The organism is Mesorhizobium sp. B2-1-3 (assembly GCF_006442495.1).
Lineage (GTDB): Bacteria > Pseudomonadota > Alphaproteobacteria > Rhizobiales > Rhizobiaceae > Mesorhizobium.
In genome coordinates, this window is record NZ_VFWL01000001.1 from 344,030 (window position 1) to 370,277 (window position 26,248).

Annotated in this window: 24 protein-coding genes; 13 read left to right on the forward strand and 11 right to left on the reverse strand. The window is 65.1% G+C overall.

What is annotated here, in order from left to right:
* Positions 1-71: 71 nt before the first annotated feature.
* The 3 genes from FJ973_RS01760 to FJ973_RS01770 all read right to left on the reverse strand — a co-directional run bounded on the left by FJ973_RS01760 (position 72) and on the right by FJ973_RS01770 (position 5,203).
* Positions 72-2,684: a mechanosensitive ion channel family protein gene (locus tag FJ973_RS01760; RefSeq protein WP_140554701.1), complete on the reverse strand. Its 2,613-nt coding sequence runs from the start codon at positions 2,682-2,684 to the stop codon at positions 72-74.
* Between the two features lie 141 nt (positions 2,685-2,825).
* Positions 2,826-3,830 carry a cytochrome d ubiquinol oxidase subunit II gene (locus tag FJ973_RS01765; RefSeq protein WP_140554702.1) on the reverse strand — a complete coding sequence of 335 codons (1,005 nt, stop codon included), beginning with the start codon at positions 3,828-3,830 and terminating at the stop codon, positions 2,826-2,828.
* Between the two features lie 11 nt (positions 3,831-3,841).
* Positions 3,842-5,203 carry a cytochrome ubiquinol oxidase subunit I gene (locus tag FJ973_RS01770; RefSeq protein WP_140524387.1) on the reverse strand — a complete coding sequence of 454 codons (1,362 nt, stop codon included), beginning with the start codon at positions 5,201-5,203 and terminating at the stop codon, positions 3,842-3,844.
* Positions 5,204-5,405: 202 nt separating this feature from the next.
* On the opposite strand from FJ973_RS01770, the gene FJ973_RS01775 reads away from it, so the two are divergent.
* Together FJ973_RS01775 and FJ973_RS01780 are read left to right on the forward strand one after the other, a co-directional pair.
* Positions 5,406-6,332: an ABC transporter ATP-binding protein gene (locus tag FJ973_RS01775; protein WP_140554703.1), complete on the forward strand. Its 927-nt coding sequence runs from the start codon at positions 5,406-5,408 to the stop codon at positions 6,330-6,332.
* Positions 6,329-7,090 (forward strand): ABC transporter permease, encoded by a 762-nt coding sequence (locus FJ973_RS01780; protein WP_140491741.1) that lies wholly within the window; start codon positions 6,329-6,331, stop codon positions 7,088-7,090. Before FJ973_RS01775 ends, FJ973_RS01780 begins: the two co-directional genes overlap by 4 nt.
* Positions 7,091-7,121: 31 nt before the next feature.
* On the opposite strand, the gene FJ973_RS01785 is transcribed toward FJ973_RS01780, so the two are convergent.
* Positions 7,122-8,159 carry a phosphatidylglycerol lysyltransferase domain-containing protein gene (locus tag FJ973_RS01785; RefSeq protein WP_140491743.1) on the reverse strand — a complete coding sequence of 346 codons (1,038 nt, stop codon included), beginning with the start codon at positions 8,157-8,159 and terminating at the stop codon, positions 7,122-7,124.
* A gap of 331 nt (positions 8,160-8,490) precedes the next feature.
* Here FJ973_RS01785 and FJ973_RS01790 point away from each other — a divergent pair, with 331 nt between their 5' ends.
* Positions 8,491-9,672, forward strand: a complete 1,182-nt coding sequence (locus tag FJ973_RS01790) for an NAD(P)/FAD-dependent oxidoreductase (protein ID WP_140524391.1) — start codon at positions 8,491-8,493, stop codon at positions 9,670-9,672.
* Between the two features lie 59 nt (positions 9,673-9,731).
* On the opposite strand, the gene FJ973_RS01795 is transcribed toward FJ973_RS01790, so the two are convergent.
* The gene (locus FJ973_RS01795) at positions 9,732-11,735 is read right to left on the reverse strand and encodes a PhoX family phosphatase (RefSeq protein WP_140554704.1); all 2,004 of its coding nucleotides are present in this window, start codon (positions 11,733-11,735) and stop codon (positions 9,732-9,734) included.
* Positions 11,736-12,066: 331 nt separating this feature from the next.
* Between FJ973_RS01795 and FJ973_RS30730 the strand changes: the two genes are divergently transcribed.
* Positions 12,067-12,546, forward strand: a complete 480-nt coding sequence (locus tag FJ973_RS30730; RefSeq protein ID WP_348642391.1) for a hypothetical protein — start codon at positions 12,067-12,069, stop codon at positions 12,544-12,546.
* Positions 12,547-12,736: 190 nt separating this feature from the next.
* Here FJ973_RS30730 and FJ973_RS01810 read toward each other — a convergent pair whose 3' ends face one another.
* Positions 12,737-13,393 (reverse strand): response regulator transcription factor, encoded by a 657-nt coding sequence (locus FJ973_RS01810; RefSeq protein ID WP_140491751.1) that lies wholly within the window; start codon positions 13,391-13,393, stop codon positions 12,737-12,739.
* Entirely contained in the window at positions 13,390-14,781 is a 1,392-nt protein-coding gene (locus FJ973_RS01815; RefSeq protein ID WP_140491753.1) for a sensor histidine kinase, read from the reverse strand. Before FJ973_RS01815 ends, FJ973_RS01810 begins: the two co-directional genes overlap by 4 nt.
* A gap of 159 nt (positions 14,782-14,940) precedes the next feature.
* On the opposite strand from FJ973_RS01815, the gene FJ973_RS01820 reads away from it, so the two are divergent.
* The 4 genes from FJ973_RS01820 (at position 14,941) to FJ973_RS01835 (ending at position 18,382) form a co-directional block, all read left to right on the forward strand.
* Complete coding sequence (locus tag FJ973_RS01820) at positions 14,941-15,279, forward strand: hypothetical protein (protein ID WP_140493450.1); 339 nt, start codon at positions 14,941-14,943, stop codon at positions 15,277-15,279.
* Positions 15,280-15,310: 31 nt separating this feature from the next.
* The gene (locus FJ973_RS01825; protein WP_140514147.1) at positions 15,311-16,012 is read left to right on the forward strand and encodes a phosphatase PAP2 family protein; all 702 of its coding nucleotides are present in this window, start codon (positions 15,311-15,313) and stop codon (positions 16,010-16,012) included.
* A gap of 290 nt (positions 16,013-16,302) precedes the next feature.
* Positions 16,303-16,581 (forward strand): helix-turn-helix transcriptional regulator, encoded by a 279-nt coding sequence (locus tag FJ973_RS01830; protein ID WP_140491757.1) that lies wholly within the window; start codon positions 16,303-16,305, stop codon positions 16,579-16,581.
* A 67-nt stretch (positions 16,582-16,648) separates the two neighbouring features.
* A complete protein-coding gene (locus FJ973_RS01835; RefSeq protein WP_140554706.1) occupies positions 16,649-18,382 on the forward strand; it encodes a SulP family inorganic anion transporter in 1,734 nt (577 codons plus the stop codon).
* Between the two features lie 40 nt (positions 18,383-18,422).
* Here FJ973_RS01835 and FJ973_RS01840 read toward each other — a convergent pair whose 3' ends face one another.
* The 3 genes from FJ973_RS01840 to FJ973_RS01850 form a co-directional block, all read right to left on the reverse strand.
* Positions 18,423-19,022, reverse strand: coding sequence for a DNA-3-methyladenine glycosylase (locus tag FJ973_RS01840; RefSeq protein WP_140493453.1), 600 nt, complete (start codon positions 19,020-19,022; stop codon positions 18,423-18,425).
* Positions 19,023-19,259: 237 nt separating this feature from the next.
* Positions 19,260-20,198, reverse strand: coding sequence for a CHAD domain-containing protein (locus tag FJ973_RS01845; RefSeq protein WP_140554707.1), 939 nt, complete (start codon positions 20,196-20,198; stop codon positions 19,260-19,262).
* Entirely contained in the window at positions 20,195-20,668 is a 474-nt protein-coding gene (locus tag FJ973_RS01850) for a CYTH domain-containing protein (protein WP_140514144.1), read from the reverse strand. Before FJ973_RS01850 ends, FJ973_RS01845 begins: the two co-directional genes overlap by 4 nt.
* A gap of 92 nt (positions 20,669-20,760) precedes the next feature.
* On the opposite strand from FJ973_RS01850, the gene FJ973_RS01855 reads away from it, so the two are divergent.
* From FJ973_RS01855 to FJ973_RS01875, 5 genes are all read left to right on the forward strand, one after another.
* Complete coding sequence (locus FJ973_RS01855; RefSeq protein WP_140554708.1) at positions 20,761-21,450, forward strand: CerR family C-terminal domain-containing protein; 690 nt, start codon at positions 20,761-20,763, stop codon at positions 21,448-21,450.
* Complete coding sequence (locus FJ973_RS01860) at positions 21,447-22,400, forward strand: HlyD family efflux transporter periplasmic adaptor subunit (RefSeq protein ID WP_140491767.1); 954 nt, start codon at positions 21,447-21,449, stop codon at positions 22,398-22,400. The genes FJ973_RS01855 and FJ973_RS01860 overlap by 4 nt, the downstream gene beginning before the upstream one ends.
* Positions 22,397-23,317, forward strand: coding sequence for an ABC transporter ATP-binding protein (locus tag FJ973_RS01865; protein WP_140524406.1), 921 nt, complete (start codon positions 22,397-22,399; stop codon positions 23,315-23,317). The genes FJ973_RS01860 and FJ973_RS01865 overlap by 4 nt, the downstream gene beginning before the upstream one ends.
* A complete protein-coding gene (locus FJ973_RS01870) occupies positions 23,314-24,450 on the forward strand; it encodes an ABC transporter permease (RefSeq protein WP_140524408.1) in 1,137 nt (378 codons plus the stop codon). The genes FJ973_RS01865 and FJ973_RS01870 overlap by 4 nt, the downstream gene beginning before the upstream one ends.
* Before the next feature lie 257 nt (positions 24,451-24,707).
* Entirely contained in the window at positions 24,708-25,013 is a 306-nt protein-coding gene (locus tag FJ973_RS01875) for a DUF1236 domain-containing protein (RefSeq protein ID WP_140491773.1), read from the forward strand.
* A 112-nt stretch (positions 25,014-25,125) separates the two neighbouring features.
* Here FJ973_RS01875 and FJ973_RS01880 read toward each other — a convergent pair whose 3' ends face one another.
* Positions 25,126-26,106, reverse strand: a complete 981-nt coding sequence (locus tag FJ973_RS01880; RefSeq protein ID WP_140554709.1) for a threonine/serine dehydratase — start codon at positions 26,104-26,106, stop codon at positions 25,126-25,128.
* Positions 26,107-26,248: the final 142 nt, after the last annotated feature.

Consider the following 26,248-nt stretch of genomic DNA (forward strand, 5'->3'; position numbering starts at 1 on the left):
GGAAGCGCCTCTCCTGCTGCCCTACCGGCCAGAGGGGGTGCGAGGGATCGCGGCCTCTCCTGCGAAGAAGGCTACACCCTCTTCCGCCACGGCAGGCTCCAGCGCGCCTTCTCCAGCGAGGCCTTGGCTTCGACCGTGGCCGGGGCGGCCTGGGCTTCGCGGTATTGCACCGAGCCCGGCGGCGGATAGGGCAGGCTGTCGTTGAGCTCCAGCCTGTCGAGCTGGCTGAAATCGGGGAAAGGCAGTTTTTCCTCCTCGCGCCAGGCGCTGACCCGCTTTTCCGCGGCGATGCGCTTTTCCTGGTCGAGCGGCAGGTCGGCGGCGCTGTATTCCAGCTGCGCCGGGAATGCGAACTGGGCGCCGGCCTCGTCCATCACCGCGATCATCGACAGCAATATATCCTCGCGGATGGCGAGAAACTCCGAGCCATCCGCGGTCGTGATGTAGGTGAAGACCTCGATGTCGAGTGAATAGGGGCCGAAGCCGACGAAGCGCACGCGGCACGGGTCGTCGATGACGCGCGGATGAGCGATCAGGAGCTTGCGCAGCGCCGCCAGCGTGTAGCGCAGCTGGTCGGGCGTCGTCTCGTAGCGCAATTGCAGCGTGGTGGCGAAGCGGGTGCGGTCGCGATGGGCGTAGTTCTCGATCTGCATGCCGGCGAAGTCGGAATTGGGCACCGAGATCACCGTGCGGTCGACCGAGCGGATGCGGGTCGAGCGCATGCCGATATGCTCGATGGTGCCGGACTGGTTGCCGAACTTGCAGAAGTCACCGACGCTGACCGGCCGGTCGGCATAGAGCGTCAGGCCGGAAAGAAAATTCTGCAGCGTCGGCTGCGCCGCCAGCGCCACCGCCAGGCCGCCAATGCCGAGGCCAGCCAGCACGCCCTGATAGGGGATCGCCAGCACCTCCGCCAGGAGCAGGAAGGCGACCACCAGGGCGGCGATGCGCGCCACCCCGGTCAGCAGCGAGATCAGCGTCTCGTGGTAGCCGGGCACGTTGAAGGTGGCGCGGTAGCGCTCGGCGATCTTGCCGATCAGGTGCCAGACGACGGGAACCGCGCCGATCAGGATCAGGCTCCAGGCCGCCGCCTTGGCGGATGCCGCGATCACCTGCGGCAAGCCGAGCGGCCGCAGCGCAAACAGCAGGAATAGGCCGAGGAAGATCGAGCGCACCGCCCATTCGACGACCCGGAAGAAGCCGGCCCGCCCCGAACTCCTGCCGCGGCGGGCGAAGAACACGATGACGGCGTTGGCAAGGAAGCCGAAGGCGATGCCGGCAAGCACGGCAATGCCGAGCCCCAGCCATTGCCAGCGTTCGATCGGCCCGGCGCGGGTCAAAAGGGCAGGGCTGATCTCACGGGCAAGGCCCCTCGTGGCGAAGAAGGGATCGTTGCTGGCGAAGGCGGTGAATTCCGGCGCCACCGGCGCATCCTCGATATCGGCATAGAGCGTGCGGATGTTGGCCAGCGTTTCCGGCGTGAATTTCCACAGCTTGCCGCCTTTCTCCGTCCCCACCGGAGCGACGACGATGTTGCCGGCCGGGTGCTCGAAATACACATAGGGCGTGTTGCTTTGGGGATCGTCGGGAATTTCCTGCCAGTAGACGTAGCCGATGCGGTCGATGACTTTCTTGAGATAGCTCTCGAGCAGAACCGCCTCGTCGGACCGCACCGCCGGATTGTAACCGCGCATGTCGAGCGCCGTTTGCGTCGAACCGCCATTCTGGTCGGCGATGCCGCCGAGCAGCATCTTGAACGTGTCGCGCGGCGAGGCGAGCTTGGCCGGATCGTCGACCATGTCGGGGGCTTCGCCACGCGCCGCCTGGAACTCGGCGAGCTTGGCCTGCAGCACGGCGAGCTGCGGCCCGACGATGAACCATTCGCCGGCCTTGCGGCGGAAGGTGACGTCGAAGAAAACCTTGCTGCCATATTGCTGCAGCCTGGCTGTCACCTCGTCGCCGGGGATCGCATCATGCGGCAGGTTCCACAGGCGCAAGGTGGCGTTGTCGATCACCGAAAACAGGAGCTTGGTGTAATCGGGCATGTTGAGGCCGCCGCGATCGGCCTCCGTGACGTCGACGAGGCCGGCCGCCAGCGCGGCAAGGCCCATGCCGCCGCCGGTGGCGCGCGGCACATTGTCGGCGCCGCTCTCGTTCATGGTCTGCAGGAATGAGCGCATCGTCGTCATCGGGCTGGTCTGGTCGACCTTGAGGGTCTCGGCGGCGTCGACGCGCACGCCCGTCCACCATTCGGCGGTGGCGGATTCGAAACGGCCCATGAAGCTGGCGCCGTCCGGCGCCATGACGAAGCTGAACTCGCCCTGGCGACTGCCCTCGAACCAGCGGCCGAACAGCTTTTCGCCTTCGGTCTTGGCTTCGATGCGGCCGCCATACAGGGGATAGACGCCCTTCACCTCGGCGCCGTCCTGCTCGAAGGTGATCTGGGCGCCGCCGCCGCGCCATTTGGTGTCCCAGACACCGGCCCAGTTGGCCGTCTGCTGGGCATGAGCGGGCTGAATGACAGGCAGCAGGCCGGCCAGCGCAAGCGCGGCGATCAGCGTGACCAGGCGGATCAGGACCAGAGCAATTCCAGGAAAGCGGCGTAGCGATTTTCCCGGGAAAACTGCGTAGCGCTGCCGCGCCTGCGGATCGTGTTCTATCGAGGCAACCGGGACACCGCGCATTGCATTGCCCTTCTTCTCGGACCGCTGCCATCAGGCCGCAGCATGTCGCGGAAGGTTATTCCGCGTGAAGATGAATATTGTCTTTCCGGCAGGCGACAGGCGGCAGGTGGAGGCGATGATTTCGCGCCGTCGCCTGGCTCTTCAATCGTAGGTCAGGTCCCTCGCCTTGCCGCCGAACACGCGGTAGGCATAGAAGGAATAGAAGATGATGATCGGCAGCACGACCACGGTGCCGGCCAGGATGATGGCCAGGCTTTCGGGTGCGGAAGCCGCCTGCCAGATGGTCAGCCTGTCGGGCACCACGAACGGATAGAACGACCAGGCGAGCCCGGCGAAGCCCAGCGCGAATATGGCGGCCAAGGTCAGGAACGGCGTCAGCGAATGGCGGTCGTCGGGCCTGGGCAGATGAAAGGTCTGCCGCCACAGCCACAGGAACAGCAGCGCCGACAGGATCGGCAGCGGCGACAGATAGAGCATTTCGGGCAGCACGAACCATTTGGCGAAGATGCGCGGGCTGGCGAAGGGTGTGGCCAGCGACACGGCGGCCATGCCGAGCGCGGTCAGCACCAATGTAGTGCGCAGCCAGCGCACCGCCTTCTTCTGCAAGTCGCCTTCGGCCTTGTAGATGACCCAGGCCGCCCCCATCGCGGCGTAGGCCGCCGCCAGGCAGAACGCCACCAGCACGCCGAACGCCATGCCGCCCAGGCCGAAGTCGAGACCAAGCACATAGACGCCAAGCATGTAGCCTTGAGCCAGCGAGGCGATGAGCGAGCCGAGAAAGAAGATGCGGTTCCAGCGGTGCTTGCGCTCGGTCGCCACCTTGGCGCGGAAGTCGAAGGCGACACCGCGCAGGATGAGGCCGACCAGAAGCACGAACACCGGGATATAGAGCGCGCTGACGATGACACCATGCGCCATCGGGAAGGCGACCAGCAGAAGGCCGACGGCCAGCACCAGCCAGGTCTCGTTGGCATCCCAGAACGGGCCGATGGCGGCGATCATGGTGTCCTGCTCGGCGTCCTCGGCCGCCGCGAACAGGATGCCGATGCCGAGATCGAAGCCGTCGAGAATGACATAGATCAGGATGGCGAGGCCCATCAGGCCGGCGAAGATGAGGGGGAGCAGGGTCGGCCAGTCATAGGTCATTTCTCTGTCTCCTACTCGCCAGCCGCGGGCTGCGACATCGGCTTGTTGAGCACGCCCGGCAGCGGCGAGGTGTCGCCGTCCTTGGCCGCCTTCAGCGCCAGGTGCACCAGAACGCCGAGATAGGCGATCAGCAACAGCACGTAGAGAGCGAGATAGACGGCCAGCGTCAGCGCCACATGGCCGCCGGCCACCGGGCCGACGGCGTCGGCGGTCCTCAGCACGCCCGTCACCAGCCAGGGCTGGCGGCCGATCTCCGTCGTATACCAGCCGGCGAGCGTCGCCACCCAACCGGAGATGGTCATCGGCACCATGAGCAACGCCAGCGGCCTCGGCAGGCTATGACGGCGCTTGAGGAAGAAGGCGGCCGACCAGGAGACGGCGAGCATCAACAGGCCGGTGCCGACCATGACGCGAAAACCCCAGAACACCGGGAAGACGGGCGGATGGTTGCCGGGATAGTCGTTGAGTCCCGGTACCACGCCCCTGGCACTGTGCCGCAGGATCCAGCTCGCCCCGTTGGGAATGGTCACCTCGAACCTGTTTTCCCTGGCCGCTTCATCCGGAATGGCAAACAGCACCAGCGGCACGTTGGGGCCGGTGTTCCAGTTGGCCTCCATGGCGGCGATTTTCTGCGGCTGGTGCTCGAGCGTGTTCAGGCCGTGCTGGTCGCCGGCAAGGATCTGGATGGGAATGAGGATGGCGGCGGTGAAGACGCCGGTGCGCAGCGCCTTCCACATCGATTCCGAGCGGTCGCCCTTGAGGTAGCGCAGCGCCGACAGGCCGGCGATGAGAAACGATACCGTAAGCCCGGAGGCGAGCAGCATATGGACGAGACGGTAGGGCATGGAGGGATTGAAGAGGATCGCCCACCAGTCGACGGCGTGGGCGACGCCGTCGCGCATCTCGAAGCCGACCGGCGTCTGCATCCACGAGTTCAGCGCGATGATCCAGAAGGCCGACACGGTGGTGCCGCCGGCCACCAGCACGGTCGCCAGCGTGTGGATGCGGTTGGAAACGCGGCGGAAGCCGAACAGCATGATGCCGAGGAAGGCTGCCTCGAGGAAAAAGGCGGTGAGGATTTCGTAGGCCAGCAGCGGCCCGGCGATGTTGCCGACCGTTTCCATGTAGCCCGGCCAGTTGGTGCCGAACTGAAAGCTCATGGTGACGCCGGAAACCACGCCCATGGCGAAAGACAATGCGAACACCTTCACCCAGGTGAAATAGGCGCGCATCCAGGCCGAATCATTGGTCGCGTTGTAGCGGAGCTTGAAGAAAAGCAGCACCCAGCCGAGTGCGATGGTGATGGCTGGAAACAGAATATGAAACGAAATATTCGCACCGAACTGAATGCGCGAAAGGATGAGCGGGTCCATGGCGGGCTCCGGCTGCTTCTAATAAGCGGAGAATAGGCTTGTAGGGCCGGCCGGTCAAAGCGGCGTCCCGCCGCGAGGCGGAACGCCGCAGCGCCATGCGGCGGCAATGTCGAGAACTGTCAGCAACGGCATTGACTTGCGGTTGCATGCGGCGACATTCGTCCTATATCTGGGGTCCTCTTTCAAGCAGCCGTTTTCAGCCATGCAGCCTGTCATCTCCATTTCCGGGGTCACCAAGACCTACGCCACCGGCTTCAAGGCGCTGAAGGAAATCAATCTCGACATCGAGCGCGGCGAGATTTTCGCGCTGCTTGGCCCCAACGGCGCCGGCAAGACGACGCTGATCTCCATCGTCTGCGGCATCGTCAACCGTTCGTCTGGCAGCGTCACGGTGGATGGCCACGACATCACCAGAGACTATCGCGCCGCGCGCGGCCTGATCGGGCTGGTGCCGCAGGAACTGACTATCGATGCCTTCGAGAGCGTCTGGGCGACGGTCAACTACAGCCGCGGCCTGTTCGGCAAGCCGGCAAACCATGCCTTTGTCGAGAAGGTGCTGCGCGACCTGTCGCTGTGGGACAAGAAGGACGCCAAGGCGATCACGCTTTCGGGCGGCATGAAGCGGCGGCTGATGATCGCCAAGGCGCTGTCGCACGAACCGCGCGTGCTGTTCCTCGACGAGCCGACGGCCGGCGTCGACGTCGAACTGCGCCAGGACATGTGGGCGATGGTGCGGCGGCTGCGCGAGGACGGCGTCACCATCATTCTCACCACCCACTATATCGAGGAAGCCGAGGCGATGGCCGACCGCGTCGGCGTCATCAACCGCGGCGAGATCATCCTGGTCGAGGGCAAGGCCGAACTGATGCGCAAGCTCGGCCGCAAGCGCCTGGTGATGGAACTGCGCAGCCCGCTCGGCGCCATTCCGGACGCCTTCTCGCACTACGCCCTGGACTTGTCGCCGGATGGCGGGCAGATCACCTACACCTATGACAACCAGAGCGACCGGCCGGGCGTGGCGTCGCTGATCCGCGATCTCGAGGCCGCCGACATCCAGTTCCGCGACCTGGACACGCAGAACAGTTCGCTGGAGGAGATCTTCGTCAATCTTCTGAGGCAAGAGCCATGAACCTGCGCGCGGTATGGGCGATCTACCGGGTGGAGATGGCGCGCGCGCTGCGCACCGTTTTGCAGAGCATCGTCTCGCCCGTGCTGTCGACGTCGCTGTATTTCGTCGTCTTCGGCTCGGCCATCGGTTCGCGCATCACCGAGATCGACGGCATCAGCTACGGCGCCTTCATCGTGCCCGGGCTGATCATGCTGTCGCTTTTGACGCAGTCGATCTCCAACGCCTCCTTCGCCATCTACTTCCCGAAATTCGTCGGCTCGATCTACGAGCTGTTGTCGGCTCCGGTCTCCTATCTCGAGATCGTCCTCGCCTATGTCGGGGGCGCCGCCACCAAGTCGATCATCCTCGGCCTGATCATTCTGGCGACGGCCTCGCTGTTCGTGCCGCTCTCGATCCAGCATCCGTTCTGGATGCTGGCCTTCCTGGTGCTGACGGCGGTGACCTTCAGCCTGTTCGGCTTCATCATCGGAATCTGGGCCAGGAGCTTCGAGCAGTTGCAACTGGTGCCGCTGCTGATCATCACGCCGCTGACCTTCCTCGGTGGCAGCTTCTATTCCATCAACATGCTGCCGGGCGCCTGGCGCACGGTGACGCTGTTCAATCCGGTCGTCTATCTGATCAGCGGCTTCCGCTGGAGCTTTTTCGGAAAATCGGACGTTTCGGTCGGCATCAGCCTCGGCATGACCGTGGTTTTTCTGCTGATCTGCGTGGCGACCGTCGCCTGGATATTCAGGACCGGCTACCGGCTGAGGAATTGAGGGGCGAAGCCACGCTGAGCCGCGGTCAGAGCTAGATCGCCTTCACCAGCCGCAGCAGGCCCAGCATCTCGACATAGGTTCCCTTACGGAAGGCGACGTAGACCGGCTCCTCGATGCCGTGGAAACGACGCTTGAACGCCGCCTGCCCCTGCAGGTTGAAGCGGCGGCGGTTGACCCAGGGCGAATCATAGGCGCGCTGGAAGGCGTTGCGCCAGAAATCGCTTTCGGCGAATCCGCTGGGGCCGACGTCGACCAGCGGCGACAGCCCGAGCGTGACGACCGAAATGCCTTCCTCGCGAAAGCGGTCGACGGCGAATTTGGTCAGGCCGACCTCCGCATGCGGCGAGGCGTCGATGTGCTTGCGCTTGAAGGCTGTGGTGTAGCCGATGACCTTGCCGCCGCGAAACAGCGGATCGAAGTCGAGCAGGGCGACCAGTTCGCCATCGGGGCCGTGCAGCACGAAGCGGCGCATGTCGACGCCCACATGATCGGCGAAGTGCCGGTTGAGGAAGCCCATTTCCCAACGCTTGACGATGCGGTCGCCGCGCCAGTTCGCCGAAAGCCGAGAGATCTCGTCGAGAAAGATCGTCCGCTTGTCCTCGGCGAACGAAAAGCCCTTCTTCAACAGCCAGCGCTCGGAGTAGCGCACGGTTTCGTTGCGCTTGCCGGAAAAATCGTGTTCGGGCAGCGGCAGACGGGTGTCGATGCCCAGCCGGTTGACCTTGTAGCCGAGCCCGGCCAGCACCCGCGCCGACTGTTCGCCGATCTGCACGAACCAGGGGCTGCCGGCGGTCTCGACGAAGCGCCTGATATAGTCGGCCCGATGGGCCGGATCGGCGACCGGGTCGCCGAGCGCGAAATGATGCTTCATCTTGGTGCCGAAGGCGATGTAACCGTCGGCGTCGCCGAAATAGGAGAGCCTGCCTTGCACGGCGGAGGAGTAGGCGAGTGAGAAGTCGCCGTGGCGGCGCACCAGCGCCAGCCGTTCGGCATGGGTGAACGCCTGGCGCTCGACCTTTGGCGAGGCACGCTCGAGGATTTTGTCGAGATAGATCCGCAAGGAGGGCATGGGTCGAGATTCCGCGTGCATCTGCGGCGCGCACCCGGGTACGCTATACGCCGTGGCGCCTTGATTTTGCACAGGAAGCCGAAAAAAGCGTTTCGAGGACTTCGGATTCCTGTACCGGTAACAGAGATCCGCCAGCCCCCGGATCTCGAATCAATCACATTGCCGCGACCTGATTATCGCCGATCTCGCGTATATGCCATATAGGACGCAACCGCGGTGCGGCGCATGGCCTCGAAATCCGGGGCCGATCTGCTGTATGGATCATGCGCGGGAGGGCGTTCTGCCGGTGTCGGCGGAAGCGCCACAAGGGTGGAATGGGGTTCGTGAGCGAATGGCAGATACGACAATCAGACCGGCAGCGCACCAGACGGTAACTATCGAACCGGCGATCGTCATCGGCGCCGGCGCCGCCGGTCTCGCGGCAGCGCAGGCGCTGGTCAAGGCCGGCGTGGCGACGGCGATCCTGGAAAAGGAGAGCCGGTTGGCCGAGCCATGGCATCGGCGTCACCAGCAGCTGCGCCTCAATACTCACCGCGACCTTTCGGCACTTCCCGGCCTTGCCTATCCGAAGGGCACGCTCGCCTTCCCCCACAGAACCGCCGTCATCCGCTATCTGAACGATTTCAGCGAGGCGAACCGGCTGCCGGTGGAGCTCGGCGTCGCCGTCGAGGCGGTCCTGTTCAGGGGCGACCACTGGGCGATAGAGACCAGCGCCGGGATGCGCCTGGCGCGCCACGTCGTGATCGCCACCGGCCGCGACAGACAGCCGTTCATCCCCGACTGGAAAGGAATGCGGGATTTCGCCGGCCGCATCATCCATTCGGCGGATTTCGGCGACGCGAAGGACTATGCCGGCAAGAAGGTGCTGGTCGTCGGCGCCGGCAACTCGGGTATAGACGCGCTCAACCACCTGGCGCAGGCAAGCACCGCCTCGCTGTGGCTGTCGGCCCGCAACGGTCCGTCGGTCCTGCCCAAGCGCATCGGCAAGATTGCCGTGCACCGGCTGTCGCCGCTGATGGCGCGGTTGCCTTTGCGGGTCGCCGATGCGGTGATCGCCTTGACGCAGCGCCTGGTTTTCGGCGACCTGACGAAATTCGGCGTGCCGCCGGCACCGGTGGGCGGCGCCAGCCGCCTGACCACCGACTACACAGCGATCGCCGCCGACGAGGGCGCGATCGACGCCATCCGCGCGGGCAGGATCACCGTCGTGCCGGGGGTGCGAGAATTCACCCGCGACGGCGTCATCCTGGCCAATGGCAGCCTGATCGATCCCGACATCGTCATTGCCGCGACGGGCTACCGCACCGGGCTTGAGCAGATGGTCGGCAATCTCGGCGTGCTCGACGGCAAGGGCGTTCCGGTCTTCAACGGCGGCGATGCGGATCCGAAACTGCCTGGCCTCTGGTTCACCGGCATGCGGCCGAGCATCCGCGGCTGCTTCGCCAATGCCGCCATCCAGGCCAAGGCGATCGCCGAGCGGATTGCCCGGCGGATCGCCAATTCGGGCCGCTGAACCGGGCTGGAGGTTCGTTTTACGCGTCGGACGGAACCCCACTTTCCTGGAATTGCCCTCTAAATCGCGATCTTGCCGCCGCCTTGCCTGGTAATGGCGACGACCGCCGGCCGCACCGGCATGTCCGGCTTGAAATCGGGCCAGCGCGTCGACGGATCCTCATAATAGGACGGGCGGCCGAACGCCTCCCAATCCTCGCCGCCGTCGCCTGGATGCTGGACGGCGACGAAGGCGGTCTGATCGTCGGGCGCAAACAGCGGCCCGCACATTTCAGCGCCGATCGGCACGCGGAAAAACAGTTTTGACGTCGCGCGCGCCGGCCCTTCGGTGTCGACCGCCCACAGGCCGTCGGTGCGGCCGGTGGCCTTCGGGCCCTGGCCGTCGGTGGCGACCCACAGGCGCCCGGCTGAATCGACCGCGCAATTGTCGGGCATGCCGAACCAGCCATTGGCCGTGGTGGCGGTGGAGAAGGTGGCGCCGACATCGGCAACCGCCGGATCGCCGCATTTCAGGAGCACTTCCCATTTGCCCCTGGTGCCGGCGAAATCGCCGCCATCTTCCGATATCTCGATGATGTGGCCGAAAGCGTTGTCGGCGCGCGGGTTGGCGGCGTCGACCTGGTCGGCTTTGCGCTTGGAATTGTTGGTCAGCATGACATAGACCTTGCCGTTGACACGATTGGGCTGGATGTCCTCGGGACGGTCCATCTTGGTGGCGCCGAGCAGGTCGGCGGCACGCCGCGTCTCGATCAACACGTCGGCCTGGCCGGCAAAGCCGTTCTCGGCCGTCAGCGGGCCCTGGCCGAAGACGATCGGCAGCCATTCCACCGTACCGTCCGCAGCGAATTTGGCGACATGCAGCGTGCCGTCGTCGAGCAGGTTCATGTTGGCGGCGCGGTCGTCCGGATCGAAACGGCCCGCGGTGACGAATTTGTAGACGTACTCGAAGCGCTCGTCGTCGCCGAGATAGAAGACGACGCGGCCATCCTTGGCGACGATCGATTCGGCGCCTTCATGCTTGAAGCGGCCCATTGCGGTGCGCTTCCTCGGCGTGGATGTCGGATCGTTGACGTCGACCTCGACGATCCAGCCGAAACGGTTGGGCTCGTTCGGCTCCTTGGCGAGGTCGAAACGATCGTAATGCGCGCCCCATTCATAGGCGCCTTCCGGAATGCCGAGGCGCTTGTAATTGGCGGCTTCCTTATGGCCTTCCGGCAGTTCACCGGAGAAATAGCCGTGGATGTTCTCCTCGGCCATGACATAGGTGCCCCAAGGCGTGACGCCGCCGGCGCAGTTGTTGAATGTGCCGATGACCTTGGTGCCGGATGGGTCGGCATTGGTCTTGACGCGGTCATGGCCGGCGACCGGGCCCGACAGCGCCATTTCGGTGTTGGAGGTGATGCGGCGGTTCAACTTGCCGTCGCGCACCACCTGCCACTTGCCGCCTTCCTTGCGGATCTCGACGATGGTGCCGCCATGTGCCGCCATCTCGACATCGACCTGCTCCTTCGAGAGCGGCGTGAGTTCGGCCGCCTTCTTGCCGTCCTTCTCGACTATCTTGACGATACCCGGGAACATCAGATGCGGATTGGTGTATTCGTGGTTGACGACCAGCAGGCCGTGCTCCGCGGAGCCATCGATCCCGATATAGCCGACATAGTCGTTGTTGTAGCCGAATTGTCTTGCCTGGGCCTCAGCCGACTGTCTGGCCGGGTCGAACTCCGGCGAATCGGCAAACAGCGGATCGCCCCAGCGCAACAGCACGTCGGCATCGTAGCCCGGCGCGACGTGGTGCTTGTCGTCGATACCGGCTTCGAGTTCATCGAACGAGAAAGCCGAACCCTCGGCGGCACGCGCATCGTCGGCGGCCACGAGCGCCAGCGGGCTGACGGTGGCGGCGATGGCCGAGACGGCCAGCGAGCACTTGAGGAAGGCGCGGCGGGAGAACCGCTCGGCAATGATTTCGCCCATGGTGCGGTTTTCGGTGGGGTTGGTCGCCGGACCGTCGTTTTCCTCAAGCAGGCTGGTGCGGAATCTGGCGTCGGGCGAACGATGGTCGGTCATGGGTCTGCCTCTGGCTGGATGGCTGGAGCGTGTCACGCGTTTCGACCCCTTATAGACGATCGGTCACACTTTCGTGACATTCGTGCACCCGCCAACTTGACCGCGAACCTCGCGCCACATCCGGTTTGAAACTCGGACCAAGGTCCTAAACCGATCGGGCGAAGGTCCGGATTGCCGCGGCATCGGTCGTGGGCCACTTACACGAACACGCCATGTCGCCGATGGTCGCGTACCTGCACGAGATGGCCTCTGAATTTTGCCGGTCCGATCAAGTGAGGGACTGATGCGCAGCTCGATCATGGCTCATTGTTGCTGGCTGGCCCTGAGAGCAGTGCCGGCACTGGCGCTGACCATAGCCCCCTATCACCTCGATTTTCACGGTTCCGCCGCAGGCATTGTCGCGTCCAGCGCCCAAGCCAAGCCTGGCGGGAACAGCGGCAATGGCGGTGGTGGCGGTAACGGCAATGGCGGTGGTGGCGGTAACGGCAATGGGGGCAATGGCGGCAATGGAAATAACGGCGGCGGCAACAATGGCAACGCCGGAGGCAACAATGGCAACGCTGGCGGCAACGGGAACAATGGCGCCGGCAACAACGGCAAGGGGAAGGGTGCCAACAGCTCCGGCAAGCATGTGAACGCAACAACCGGCGATCGTGTCGAAATAGACGACAACAAGATCGTGGTGCAGCACCCTAACGGCTTCGGCGAAGAGATCGAGAAGGGTCGCTTCAAAATGACCGACGCTCTGGGCCGCACGATCGTCGAGCGCCCTGCGACGGCGGCGGATATAAGCCGCCTCAAGGGGTTGTAGAGCGGGCAATAGGCATCGCCCGCTTTACGTGTCACCTCCGCCGCCCCCCGGCGGAGGTGACCTTGTCGCTCCGGCCCCGTATAGGGGCCGTCTTTTTTGCCCTGGAGCGTTCCGCTGCTGCACCGCGCTTCAGGTTTTCATTTATGCGTGTCGTTATCCCAAACCGGGGATCCCTTGCGGCCGACCAGGATCAGCTGCCGGCCCGATCCCGCGCTTCGCGCATCAGCAGCGCCGCCTCGGTGCGATTGCGGACGTTGAGCTTGGACAGCACACCGGTCATGTGATGCTTGACCGTTTTTTCCTGCAGTGCCAGCCGCAGCGCCACTTCCTTGTTGCTCAGCCCTTCCGCCACCAGCTGCAGGATCTCGGCCTCGCGTCCGGTGAGCTGACGCAGGCGATCCGTCCTGCCGTTGGCCGGCTGCAGCGATTGCAGGTCCGAAAGCAGGCGAGCCGACAGGGTCGGCGACACATAGGTCTCGCCGGCCGCGACACCATGGAGGATTTCGGCCAGCATGCGCGAGCCGACCCCCTTCAGCACATAGCCGCGCACACCGGCATTCAGCGCCCGCGCCACGTCGGCATTGGCCTCCGAGACCGTCAGCATGACGATCTTCTGTCCGGGATTGGCACCCAGTATGCCGGCCACCGACGCAAGGCCGTCACCCGGCATGCTGATGTCGAGCAGCAGTATGTCGGGCTGCAAAGTCGAGGCGATGCGTTCGGCATCCTGCGCCGTGGCGCCCTGGGCCACCATTTCGAAGCCGCCGATCTCCGACAGGCTGCGGGTAACGCCTTCGCGAAACAGAGGGTGGTCGTCGACAATGGCGACACGGATGGTACCGATCATGGTTGATCCTCGACGGCTAGCGTAATCATCAATCGTGTTCCCTGCGGCCCGGTCGTGGTCTCGAACTGGCCACCAATGCTTTCGATACGCTCCCTGATGCCGGCGAGCCCCAGGCCTTCGGCCCGCCTCGGGTCGAATCCGGGCCCGCCATCCGACACTTCAACGAAGAACTTGCCGCCTGTCATCCCGGCCTTCACCTCCTGATCCTTGCCCTGCCCATGACGGTAGGCGTTGTTCAGCCCCTCCTGGACGAAGCGATAGATGCTGATCTTCTCCGAAGCGCCCAGTTCGGGCAACTGCCTGGATAGGGTCAGCGCCACGGAACTGCGGGTCCTGCGTTGATGCTCGTCGACGGCAAGACGCAGAATGTCGCCGGTCGCGGCCGTTTCTATCTGCGGCAGGACAAGTCCGTTGCAGATGCCGCGGATTTCACGCATCGCGTCGTCCAGCGCCATGCGGATCATGGCGATCTCGGCGTTGCGGCTGTCGCTGGAGGCACCCTCGCCGGAAATGGCGGGGCTATCCACACGCAGCGCCGCCAGCGCGACGAGCTGGGCCGGCCCGTCATGAAGGTCGGCACCGATGCGACGCAGGTATCGTTCATTGAGCGCCGTGGCACGGCGCGACGCCTGCTGGACGCGCAGGCGCAGCGCCCGGTTTTGCGAAACCAGCGCCTGCAGCTCGGAGACCTGGCCCTGCAGAACGCCGCGCTGCTTGTCGATGGTGCGGCTGCCACGTATGACGATCCCCGACAACAGCAGCAGCGCCGTCAGCGTGGCGCCGGCCACGATCAGCCAGCTCGACAGCAAGGCGGAAGCCAGAGCCGCCTGGAAATCGTCGGCGATCTCGTAGAATTCGGTGACGGCGACCACCTCGCCCGACCAGGGTTCGCGGACTGGATTGTAGATTTCCAGCAGCGGCACGCCCGCGGCCCTCTCCTCCTTGTCGTCCTCGTCGCCTAGCTCGTTGAACTCGGCGACGACATTCCCGGCGAAGGCGGCACGCAGGTTGGCGCTCGGGCCGAACTGCCGGCCGATCAAGGCCGTGTCCTTCGAATACAGCACCGTGCCGTCCCGACGCCACAACTTGAAGGAAAACAGCCGTTTGCCGAGCGCGCCTTGGCCGAGGGTCTCGTCAAGCGCCCGTTTGACGGCGTCATCGAGCTGATGGTTCGTGCGCAGATCGGGGAGCAGCGGAGCGATCACACTGTCGACATAAAGGGCAGTCGTGGCCGCCGAATTGTGGAGCACGCTTTCGCGGATTTGCGCGGTGACCCAGAAGCCGACCACCAGCATCACCGCAAGCAGCCCGAAGCCGCCGGCAATGATGAACTGCAGCGCCAGCGTAAGCCCGTTCCAGCGCCGCGACAAGGTTTCGAGAAATCGCACGCCACGCTCCTCGCCCCCACCCGCAGGGGCAGGGTAGTGGCCGCGACTTTGGCGCTTCGGTCCTGCCGACACAAGAGCCTGGTCCCACGGCAGCTGCTTGACGTCCCGACGCGCTTGCGAAACAAGGCACGGACGACCGGCATCAATATCGAGGGCAGGGTGAGTTTTTCGGGGTTACTTCAGCTCGGTCTTTCGACCGTGATCTTTCTGCTGGCGGCGGCGGCCGCCAAGCAATGGGGGATGGCGCCCAGCCTGGGCAAGATCGTGCTGACGCTTGCGCTCTATTCGCTGGGCAACCTGATCATGCTGCGGCTGATTCGCGAGTTCGGCATGTCGGTGTCGTTCAGCCTGTCGGCCGTCATCCAGCTGGTATCGGTCAATCTGGTGGCGCTGATATTCTTCGGCGAGCGCATCAATACGCTGCAAGCGGCCGGCATCGTGCTGGCGATTGCCGCCGTGGCGCTGATCACGCTCGGGCCCTATGTGCAAGGGCGATGACCGGCAAACCATGGTTGCGAAACGAGGTTCGATGAAGACTGCGGCAAAGGCTCTGCTGAGCCGGGTCGAATTCCCGGTGCTGCTGGCCGGCCTTGTCGTCGCCGCCGGCCTGTGGGGCTTCGTGGAGTTGATGGAGGTGGCACGGGCCACCACGCCGCACGCCTTCGACGCTGAAATCATGCTTGCCTTCCGCCAGGCCGGCCAACCCGGTATCCCGATCGGCCCGCCATGGATGGAAGGGGCGATGCGCGACATCACCAGCCTCGGCAGCACCAGCGTGCTGGTGCTGATCACGGCGGCGACGATCATCTATCTGCTGTTGATCCGCAGGCCCGGGACCGCGCTTCTCATCTTCGTCGCCGTGGCGGGCGGCCAGATGCTGTCGAGCCTGCTGAAGCTCGGCGTCGACCGGCCGCGGCCCGAACTCGTCTCGCATCTGGTCAACGAGACCTCGCTTTCCTTCCCGAGCGGCCACGCGATGCTTTCGGCGGTGACCTATCTCACATTGGGCTCGCTTGCGGCGCGCTTCCTGCAGGGCCGGACGACGAAGATCTATGTTCTGGCGCTCGCCGTGCTGACGACGGTGCTGGTCGGCATCAGCCGCATCTATCTCGGCGTCCACTGGCCGTCGGACGTGCTGGCCGGCTGGTGCGCGGGCTTTGCCTGGGCCATGCTGTGCTGGTTGGCGGCAAGGGTCCTGCAACGGCGCAGGGTGGTGCGTGACGACGTCTGACGACGCTCGACCGGGAAGCGGTCAGATCAGCCGGTTGATCAAGTGTCCGCAGCCCGTTAGCAGAAGGACCACCGATACCAGGCATGCCGATGTCGTCAATGTCTTGAAAATGGTCAACCGCGTTATCCCCTGCCCCAGATGGAACACCATAGCTCTCAATGTTCGGGAAGTATCCGAAAAATGCTCGATAGCGATGATGATCAAGGCTCAAGCGTACATCCTGATGCTTGAAACATCATAATGATCGTATTATACATCATATCCGCAGACTCAGACGGGGATCCCGGCCGATGATCACTGCCGCGCAGATGCGCGCCGCGAGGGCGCTGGCCGGCATCGATCAGAAGACGCTCGCCGAGCGCGCCGGCGTTTCGCTTCCCACCATCCAGCGCATGGAAGCGAGCGACGGCGTGGTCAGGGGTGTGGTCGATACGCTGATGAAGGTCATCCAGGCCCTCGACGAGGCCGGGGTGGAGCTGATCGGCGAGAATCAGCCCAGTGAGCGCGGCGGCCGGGGCGTGCGCCTCAAGCCTGCCGTGCCGCCCAACCCGAAAGCTGAGCCGGCATAAGTCGCGACGGCGACCGCCGACAGTCCTGCCGACGATCCCGCCGCCTTTCAGGTGCGGAAGGCAGTCCATGGACGAGATCGGGCAGACACTCAACGAAAGCGCGCACAAACCGACCCATGGGCCGGCAAAGCCGACTTTTTCCGAACTGTTCACACCGAAACTGGTGACGGTCTGGCGCGAAGGCTACAGGCTCGAACATCTCAGGGCCGATGCCATTGCCGGGCTGACCGTCGCCATCGTCGCCTTGCCGCTGTCGATGGCAATCGCCATCGCATCAGGGGTGACGCCGGAGCGCGGGCTCTACACATCGATCATCGGCGGCTTCATCATCTCGGCGTTCGGCGGCAGCCGTTTCCAGATCGGCGGCCCCGCGGGCGCCTTCATCGTGCTGGTGGCGGCGACGGTCGCGCGGGTCGGCGTGGACGGGCTGTTGCTGGCGACGATGATGGCCGGCATCTTTCTCATCGCCATCGGCTACCTGCGGCTCGGCACCTACATAAAGTTCATTCCCTATCCGGTGACGGTCGGCTTTACCGCCGGTATCGCCGTCATCATCTTCTCGGGCCAGATCGTCGAACTGTTCGGGCTGAAGCTCGCCGGCAAGGAGCCAGGCCCGCTGGTGCCGAAGCTGACGGCGATCGGCGAGGCGGCCGGCACGATCAATCTCGCGGCGACCTTCGTGGCGGTGCTGACAATCGCAACCATCGCTTTCCTGAAGCACTGGCGGCCGAAATGGCCGGCGATGTTGATCGCCATCGGTCTGGCGTCGCTCGCGGTGGCGCTGTTTGCGCTGCCGGCCGAGACGATCGGCACGCGCTTTGGCGGAATCCCGCGCAGCCTGCAATGGCCGGCGCTTCCCCCCGTCAGCCTCGACAGGATGATCGACGTGCTGCCGGACGCCATCGCCTTCGCGTTGCTGGGCGCCATCGAATCCTTGCTGTCGGCCGTCGTCGCCGACGGCATGACCGGCCGCCGGCACCGCTCCAACTGCGAACTGGTGGCGCAAGGCTTCGCCAACATCGCCTCGGCCCTGTTCGGCGGCATCTGCACCACCGGCACCATTGCCCGTACCGCCACCAATGTGCGGGCCGGCGCGCACGGGCCGGTTTCGGGCATGATCCACTCCATGATCCTGCTCGTCCTGATGCTGGCGGCAGCGCCGCTCGCCAGCTACATCCCGCTCTCCGCCCTCGCCGGCGTGCTGGCGGTGGTGTGCTGGAACATGTTCGAGAAGCAGGCTTTCGCCACGCTGCTGCGCGCCTCGCGCGGCGATGCGCTGGTGCTGATGGCCACCTTCCTGATCGTGGTCTTCCGCGACTTGACCGAAGGCATCGTTGTCGGATTCGCGCTGGGCTCGATCCTGTTCATCGACCGCATGGCGAAATCCATCGCCGTCGAGGCCGACCAGACGCTGGTGCCTGAGGACGTCGCCGACCGCAAGAGCGTCTATGATTCCAGGGACGCGACCGACGCCAACACCGTCGTCTACCGCATCTCCGGCGCATTCTTCTTCGGCGCCGCTTCGACCGTCGGCGCGGTGCTCGACCGCATCGCCGACCAGCGCAAGAACTTCATCCTCGACTGCTCGGCGGTGCCGTTCTTCGATTCGACCGCGGCCAATGTCATCGAGGGTGCGGCGCACAAGGCCAGGCGCGCCGGCGTGCGCTTTGTCATATCTGGCGCTTCGCCGCAGACAAGACGCACGCTGATCAACCACGGCCTCAAGCGCCCGCTGGTGACCTACGCCGCCTCGATCCGGGCAGCGCAGGCGCAGTTGGAGGGAAAAAGGGCAGCGCAGTAGCTTGCATTCATCTTCCTTTCAACGCGCCGGGAAGCACCTCTCATGGGTTGAGCGATCGTGAACCGCTGACAAACGGACTTCCCCGGACGTAAAATCGCAGCAGGCGGTCGGCATCCTTCGAAATGCCGATCCGAACGCTCTGCCCGATTTCGCCGGGGTCGCGGCCATCGCTTGCAAGCCATAGAGGGCCTTCCCGGCAAAGATCGAGCCCGTCGAGCGAACGGTCGATCCGCAACGCCATGGCGAGCCTTCCCGGTCCTCGCGCCAGGTCACGCAGGCGCTCGATGCCGCGATTGAGCTGCATGATCGGAATGCCGTCGAGCGGCTCCAGTGCCCTGATCAGGACGCCGGTTCCGATGCCGGGCATCTCGCTCGAGACATTCAGCATGTATGAGATGCCGTAGGCGAGATAGACATAGGCATGCCCGCGCTCGAGGAACAGCGAGCGATTGCGCGGGGTCATTCCCCTGAAGCCGTGCCCGGCAGCATCGCCGGCGACATACGCCTCGGTCTCGACGATGCGGCCGCTGGCAATGCCTTCGGGCAATTCCCGGACCACGATCTTGCCGATGAGATAGCGCGCGAGAGCGGCCGTATCGTGCGGCAGTTCCGAACGAGCGAGCGGGCGGCGGACGACCATCCTCATGGCGGCTGGTTTTAGATCCGCCCGGCCCATGTGGCAAAGGCTCTCGTGCGGCCGGCTCCGAAAATCTTCTCAATCCAGCTTCAGCGCCGCGACTTCGCCCTCGTTCATCAGCGGGATATAGAGGATCGACTTGCCGTCGGTACCGATGCCGGTGCGCGAATGAAGGGCCAGCCCCTCCCGGCGAGCCATACACGGCCAATGCCGGCATGACCGGCGATGAATGCCGTTGCGTCACCTCGCCGCCAATTCCTCCGCGGGCGGAGCGCCGGCAAGATCGTCGCGCGCCTTGCGGGCCAGCTTCTTCGTCGAGCGCCTGGGACTGTCGCCGAACAGTTCGGCCGCCTCGGCAAGGCAGGACTTCCTCAGGCTCTTTTCGGAATGCTTCAGGAGTTTGCCAAGGAGTTTCGTATCCCCGGGCGGCCCAAGCGGCTCGCCGCCGGCCTCCAGCATCGCGCGCATGACGAAGACGTCGTGCAGTTCGCCGAGTTGCTCTGCGAGCTTGTCGACCGCCTTGCGACGAGCCTTGATTGGCGTCGGCCACAGGCGGCCGAGCAGCGACAGATGCATGCTGTGGGTCTTGGCCGCCTTGCGCAGGTCGTGGAAATCCTCGGCCCCGCCGCTCGAGGCCGCCTTGTCCAGTGCTTTGCGCGCGCGCCGCAATGTGGCGCGGGCGCCCTCCGCCAGAATGTCGGCGGCCTGCTCCGGCTGGTCCGGCAAGGACAGCCTGTCGACGCGTTCGAGGCCCTCCTGGCAGGCGGCGATGGCAGCTTTTATGGCCGCGTCGAGACCGGCGCCGGCATGAAGCGCGTGCTGGCGCATCACCAGGCGATCGCGGGCGGGGCCGAGGCCGTGACCGGCGCTTTGCCCCGGAAAGGTGTCGGCCAGGCGGTCGATCGTCTCGATCAAGGCGGTCGCCTCGCGCGGTCCGGCGAGCAATGCCGAGACCTGCCTGTAACATTCATTCTCCGTGCGGCAGAATGTTTCGTCACCGGAACGAACCAGACGCAACAAGGCACGCACGCTCTTCAGTCGTTTGCGGGATTTGTGCAGTCCCTGTTCCGGCCTGTCACGCGCCATGTCGAGATGAGCAAGCGCCTTGCCGATTTCCTCGGCCAGGATACGCCTGACCTCGCCGGTCAGCGGCAGGCGCGGATCGATGCGAAAGCTCATGCGGCGATCTCCGGAATCCCCCCGAGGGCGAGCGACGCGTTGTAGAATTTCTGTTCGCCAGTCACTTCGCGGCCGAGCCAGTCTGGCAGCATTTCATCCGGAACATCGTCCGGCGTTTCGAGTTCGGCCATCACAAGCCCCGCCAGCGCGCCGCCGAAGACATCGACTTCGTAGAGATAGCCGCCATGCCTAACATGATGACGTGTCTTCTCGATGACACGCCCGATGGCGAAGCCGAGCATCTCCACGGCGTCGGCCAGCGGAATGGGATATTCGAATTCGTCGCGCTCCCGCGCCGTGCTGCCGAATTTGAGCGTCAACCTGGCCGAGGCGCCGTTGCTGATGCGCACGCGCACCGTGCGTCCTGGCGCGGCGGCGAGATAGAACTGGAGGATGCGGATGTCCGTCTCGACCAGATCCCGCCATGCCGTGCCGGAGACCAGGAACTTGCGCTCGACTTCCTTGCCCATGGCCGCGCACTAAAGCCCGCGCGGGCCGGCATGGCAAGCCATGTCCGAACTCGGATTTGACTTTAATCAATCGATTGATTAAAGTATGCCACATGATCAAGCCGCCCGAAGCCCGAACTCCTCGCCGTGAGCCGCCCGCTGCGGAGATGACGCGTGAAGCGCTGGTCCGCGCGGCGCTCAAGCTGTTCGGACGACAAGGCTTCGACGGCACCTCCACGCGCGAGATCGCGGCGGAGGCCAAGGCCAATATCGGTTCCATCGCCTATCACTTCGGCAGCAAGGAGGGGCTGCGCCTCGCCGCCGCCGACCATATCGTGGACACCATACAATCGGTCGCCGGCCAGGCACTCGGCGAGACGCGGGCGCCGGCAATCGCGAACGCCGAGACGGCGCGCGCGCAGCTGTTCGCCGCGCTGGAGCGGATGGTGGCATTCGTCGTGGCGCAGCCGCAGGCCGGTGAGATCGTGCAGTTCGTGCTGCGCGAGCTCTCGCACCCGACCGCGGCGCTCGACCGCATCTATGACGGCGTGTTCGAGCCGACGCATCGGCGCCTCTGCCTGCTCTGGGAACAGGCGACCGGCGAGGCGGCCGAGAGCGAGGCGACCCGGCTCACCGTGTTCACGCTGATCGGACAGGTCATCTATTTCCGCATCGGCCGCGAGGCGGTCATGCGCCGAATGGGCTGGCGCGAGATCGGCGCCGCCGAGGCCGCCAAGGTGGCGGCCGTCACATCGGACAACCTCGGCGCCATACTGGCCGCCCGGAAGGGATCGAGACGATGAGCTTTCTTTGTTCGCTGCCGCTTGCCGCTCAACTCTTCGGCGCCTGCGCACCGGCTTCGCCGCTGGCCGTCGGCTATGTCGAAGGCGACTATGTGCTGCTGGCGCCGATCGAGGTGGCGCAGGTCGAGACCGTCGCGGTCAAGCGCGGCGATCGCGTCACATCGGGCACCACGATCGTGACGCTGGAAAACGCCGACGCGAAAATCGCGGTCGCACAGGCCACGGCAAGTCTCGCCCAGGCGCAGGCGCAGCTTGCCGATCTGCAGGTAGGCAAGCGGCCGGAAGAAATCGCCGCCCTCAAGGCCCAGGTCGACATGGCCAAGGCGCAGGCTGACGATGCCAGACGCAAATACGACCGCGCTGCCGACCTCTTCAAGCGCGGCACCGGCACGCAGGCCGACTACGACACCGCCTCGGCCACGCTGGAGACGGCCAACGCGCAGGTCGGACAGGCGCAGGCCAATCTCGCCGCGGGCGGCCTGCCGGCGCGTCCCGAGACGATCAAGGCCGCCGAAAGTCAGGTCAAGCAGGCACAGGCCGCGCTCGACCAAGCAGCGTGGCGGCTATCCAAGCGCACCCTGGCGGCCCCTTCTCCGGGCCGCGTCAGCGACGTCATTCGCAATCCGGGCGACACGGCAGGTCCGACCGCGCCCGTCATCTCCGTGCTGCCCGACGGCGCGGTGAAGCTCAGCGTCTATATACCGGAAGCCGCCTTCTCCTCGGTCAAGGTCGGCACCTTGCTCCGCGTCCATTGCGACGGTTGCGGCCCGGATGTGAAGGCGCGCGTCAGCTATGTCTCGCCCGATCCGGAATTCACCCCGCCGGTGATCTATTCGCTGGAGAACCGGCAGAAGCTGGTCTACCTCGTCGAGGCGCGGCCGGAGGGCGGCGCCGGCGCCTTGCAGCCGGGCCAGATCGTCGACGTCGAGCTGGCGGTTTCAGGGAAATGAACGTCATCGACGTGCACGGCCTGGTCAAGCGCTTCGGCGACAAGACCGTCGTCGACCATGTCACGATGACGGTGGCGGAAGGCGAGATCGTCGGCTTCCTCGGCCCCAACGGCTCGGGCAAGACCACCACCATCCGCATCATGTGCGGGCTGCTGACCCCGGACGAGGGCGAAGGCACAGTGCTGGGTTTCGACATCCTCACCGACAGCCTGCGCATCAAGCGCGAGGTCGGCTACATGACGCAGAAATTCTCGTTCTACGAGGATCTGACGATCGGCGAGAACCTGGAATTCGTGGCGCGGCTCTACCGGCTGAAGCCGGTCGAGGAGCATGTCGCCAGGACCCTGGAGGACCTCGGCCTGACGACACGCCGCAACCAGCTCGCCGGGACGCTGTCGGGCGGCTGGAAGCAGCGGCTGGCGCTGGCCGCTTGCATCATGCACAAGCCCAAGCTGCTTCTGCTCGACGAGCCGACGGCCGGCGTCGACCCCAAGGCGCGGCGCGAGTTCTGGGACGAGATCCACCGGCTGGCGAGCGGCGGGCTGACCGTGCTGGTCTCCACCCACTACATGGACGAGGCCGAGCGTTGCCACCGCATCAGCTATATCTCCTACGGCAAGATGCTGGCGACGGGCACCGTCGCCGAGGTGGTCAGGAATGCCGGCCTGACCACTTTCGTGCTGCAGGGCCCGCGCCTCGACCAGGTGGCGCAAGCGCTCGAAGGCCGGCCGGGCGTCGACCAGGTGGCGCCGTTCGGCGCGACGCTGCATGTCGTGGGAGCCGACAGGAAGAAGCTGGAGACGGCGCTGGCCGATGTCGAGAAGGAGCACAAGGGCGTGACGGTGGCGCCGGGCGAAACCAGCCTCGAGGACGTCTTCATCCAGTTCATGTCCGGCTCGAAGGACAACATGGCATGAACGCGGTCTTCTCCTTCGCCCGGCTCGGCGCGCTGCTGATCAAGGAGTTCATCCAGATGCGCCGCGACCGCATCACCTTCGCCATGATGCTGGGCGTGCCGCTGATACAGCTGGTGCTGTTCGGCTACGCCATCAACAACGACCCGAAGAGCCTGCCGGCGGCACTCGTGGCGACGAGCAGCGATCCCTATACGCGCGCCATGATCTCGGCACTGCAGACCACCGGCTACTACCGTTTCGACCATGTGGCGCAAAGTGCCGAGGAGGCCGAATTCCTGATGGCGCGCGGTGACGTCGCCTTCGTCGTCACCATTCCGGCCGATTTCGCGCGGCGGGTGGAGCGCGGCGACAATCCGCAGATCCTGATCGAGGCCGACGCCACCGACCCGGCGGTTGCCAGCGGCGCCATCTCGACGCTCAGCACCGTCGCCGGCCAGGCGCTGCTTCGAGCGCAAGGCATGCAGGAGGCCGCCGCCGAGGCAGCCCGGGGCCAGCTCGATGTGGTCGTGCACCGGCGCTACAATCCGGAGGGCATCTCGCAATACAACATCGTCCCCGGCCTGCTCGGCGTCATCCTGCAGATGACGATGGTGATGATGACCTCGATCGCGCTGACGCGCGAGACAGAGCGCGGCACGATGGAGAACCTGCTCGCCATGCCGTCCAGCCCGCTCGAGATCATGCTGGGCAAGGTGCTGCCCTATCTGGCGGTCGGCGCGGTTCAGGTCGTGGTGGTGCTGGCGGCGTCGAAGCTTCTGTTCGCCATCCCCTTTACGGGGTCGATGACGCTGCTCTTGTCGGCGGTGCTGGTGTTCGTGCTGTCGCTGGTGCTGCTCGGCTACACGATCTCGACCGTTGCGCGGACGCAGATGCAGGCCTTGCAGCTCACCTTCTTCTTCTTCCTGCCGTCGATCATGCTTTCGGGTTTCATGTTTCCCTATCGCGGCATGCCGGGCTGGGCGCAGATCTTTGGCGAGATCTTTCCCCTGACGCATTTCCTGCGCATTACCCGTGCCGTCATGCTGAAGGGCGCGCAGCTGCCGGCGGTGGCCGTGGAGATCGGCTGGCTGGTGGTGTTCGTGGCGCTGTTTGCCGGCGTCGCCCTTGTCCGCTTCCGCCGCACGCTGGACTGAAAACAGCCGCTGGGGCGGTCCAGGGTTCCATCGAGCCCTGGACCCTCCCGTTGGAACCATGCTTCTGCCCCGGCGTTGTCGATCAGCCTCGCCGCTGCCACTTGCGGGCCAAGACGGCCCCCTCAGTGCAAGCGAAGCCTTTGGCATCTCGAGTCCGGCCGGATCATCTGGCGGGGTGCGGAATGCCACCAAAACAACGAGATAGAGCCGAGACTTGCAACTGTATTGCGCTCTATCGACCAGCAATGGAGGCAATGATGAGACTGTATCTTTCCGCCACTGCGGCCGGGCTTCTGCTAGCCGCCGGCATCGGTGCCGCCGCTGCTCAGGACGTGATCATCGAGCCGCAGCAGGAGACCGTTATCCGCGAATATGTGCACAAGAAGCCGATCGCCTCGGTCGACCTGCTGGGCGTCCAGCTGGCCATCGGCTCGACCTTGCCGGACACTGTTGAGCTGCATGCGATCGATGTTCCTGATGTGCAGTACCGCTATGTCGTCGTCAACGGTCAGACCGTCCTCGTCGATCCCGGAACCCGTCGCATCGTGAAAGTCATCGACTGACGGCACCGTCATCAGCTGACGGGCACTGGGCAATTCCAGGAAAAGTGCGCAGCGGTTTCCATCCGGAATTGCGAAACAACAAGGCTGCCCGCCCTGCCATGCAGGGCGGGCGTCAAGCGGCAGCAGCCATGATCTTGGCATAGGCGTCGAAATCGACATTGCCGCCAGACAGCACCACGGCCACGCATTTGCCGGCCAAGTCGATCCTGCCCGACGAGAGCGCGGCGAGCCCGACGCAGCCGCCGGGCTCCACGACGAGCTTGAGATGGGCCATGGCGTCGCGCATGGCCTGCTTCGTCGCCTCCTCCGAGACGGCAATCCCGCCGGCCAGCGTCTTGCGATTGATCTCGAAGGTGAGCGCGCCCGGCTCGGCGACGAGAAGCGCGTCGCAGATCGAGGTGTGGCCGGGCTCGTTCGCTACCCTGGCGCCCTTGGCCAGCGACCGGCTGGTGTCGTCGAAAAATTCCGGCTCTGCCGCCCAGACGGCGGTGGCGGGCGAACCGTCCTTGACCGCCATCGAAATCCCGCTGCTCAGCCCGCCGCCGCCACAGGGAACGATGACGGCGTCGAGGCTCACGCCAAGCGCCTTGGCCTGACGCAGCAGTTCGAGGCCGATCGTGCCCTGGCCCGCGATGATGGCGGGATCGTCATAGGGCGGCACCAGGACCATGCCCTTCTCCACGTAAGGCCGAACCACGGCCACGCGGTCTTCGCGGACGCGATCGAAGGCGACCACTTCGGCGCCCATCTTGCGGACATTGCCGATCTTCATGGCCGGTGCGTCCGACGGCATGGCGATGACCGCCCTGACGCCGAACATGGCGGCGGAAGCGGCAACGCCTTGCGCATGATTGCCCGAGGAAAAGGCGACCACGCCGCGGCCGCGCTCCTCGGCCGATAGCGAGGACAGCTTGTTGTAGGCGCCGCGGAACTTGAACGAGCCGGTACGCTGCAGCGTTTCCGGCTTGAACAGGATGCGGCCGCCGAAGCGGCTGTTGAGCTCGGGCGATTCGATCAGCGGCGTCTCGACGATAAGGCCGGAGAGCCGGGCGGCGGCGGCGTGGATATCGGCGATGCCGGGAGGCGTGGTCATGGCGGGTCCTGTAAGATGTGGTCCGGCCATGGTGCACGCAAAGGGCCGCGCGAGGCCAACAAAAAAATGTAACCGTCACAAGGTTTGGGATCACGACGGCCGGCAGTGCTGGCAGTCACCTGCCTGCCGGTCCGTCCAGTTC

Coding starts and splice junctions, on each gene's coding strand:
- FJ973_RS01855 (WP_140554708.1), top strand. CDS start 20,761: ATGATCAAGCCGCCCGAAGCCCGAACTCCTCGCCGTGAGCCGCCCGCT.
- FJ973_RS01830 (WP_140491757.1), top strand. CDS start 16,303: ATGATCACTGCCGCGCAGATGCGCGCCGCGAGGGCGCTGGCCGGCATC.
- FJ973_RS01795 (WP_140554704.1), bottom strand. CDS start 11,735: ATGACCGACCATCGTTCGCCCGACGCCAGATTCCGCACCAGCCTGCTT.
- FJ973_RS01775 (WP_140554703.1), top strand. CDS start 5,406: ATGCAGCCTGTCATCTCCATTTCCGGGGTCACCAAGACCTACGCCACC.
- FJ973_RS01870 (WP_140524408.1), top strand. CDS start 23,314: ATGAACGCGGTCTTCTCCTTCGCCCGGCTCGGCGCGCTGCTGATCAAG.
- FJ973_RS01810 (WP_140491751.1), bottom strand. CDS start 13,393: ATGATCGGTACCATCCGTGTCGCCATTGTCGACGACCACCCTCTGTTT.
- FJ973_RS01860 (WP_140491767.1), top strand. CDS start 21,447: ATGAGCTTTCTTTGTTCGCTGCCGCTTGCCGCTCAACTCTTCGGCGCC.
- FJ973_RS01880 (WP_140554709.1), bottom strand. CDS start 26,106: ATGACCACGCCTCCCGGCATCGCCGATATCCACGCCGCCGCCGCCCGG.
- FJ973_RS01875 (WP_140491773.1), top strand. CDS start 24,708: ATGAGACTGTATCTTTCCGCCACTGCGGCCGGGCTTCTGCTAGCCGCC.
- FJ973_RS01770 (WP_140524387.1), bottom strand. CDS start 5,203: ATGGACCCGCTCATCCTTTCGCGCATTCAGTTCGGTGCGAATATTTCG.
- FJ973_RS01845 (WP_140554707.1), bottom strand. CDS start 20,198: ATGAGCTTTCGCATCGATCCGCGCCTGCCGCTGACCGGCGAGGTCAGG.
- FJ973_RS01865 (WP_140524406.1), top strand. CDS start 22,397: ATGAACGTCATCGACGTGCACGGCCTGGTCAAGCGCTTCGGCGACAAG.
- FJ973_RS01765 (WP_140554702.1), bottom strand. CDS start 3,830: ATGACCTATGACTGGCCGACCCTGCTCCCCCTCATCTTCGCCGGCCTG.
- FJ973_RS01825 (WP_140514147.1), top strand. CDS start 15,311: ATGAAGACTGCGGCAAAGGCTCTGCTGAGCCGGGTCGAATTCCCGGTG.
- FJ973_RS01785 (WP_140491743.1), bottom strand. CDS start 8,159: ATGCCCTCCTTGCGGATCTATCTCGACAAAATCCTCGAGCGTGCCTCG.
- FJ973_RS01840 (WP_140493453.1), bottom strand. CDS start 19,022: ATGGTCGTCCGCCGCCCGCTCGCTCGTTCGGAACTGCCGCACGATACG.
- FJ973_RS01835 (WP_140554706.1), top strand. CDS start 16,649: ATGGACGAGATCGGGCAGACACTCAACGAAAGCGCGCACAAACCGACC.
- FJ973_RS01780 (WP_140491741.1), top strand. CDS start 6,329: ATGAACCTGCGCGCGGTATGGGCGATCTACCGGGTGGAGATGGCGCGC.
- FJ973_RS01850 (WP_140514144.1), bottom strand. CDS start 20,668: ATGGGCAAGGAAGTCGAGCGCAAGTTCCTGGTCTCCGGCACGGCATGG.
- FJ973_RS01790 (WP_140524391.1), top strand. CDS start 8,491: ATGGCAGATACGACAATCAGACCGGCAGCGCACCAGACGGTAACTATC.
- FJ973_RS01760 (WP_140554701.1), bottom strand. CDS start 2,684: ATGCGCGGTGTCCCGGTTGCCTCGATAGAACACGATCCGCAGGCGCGG.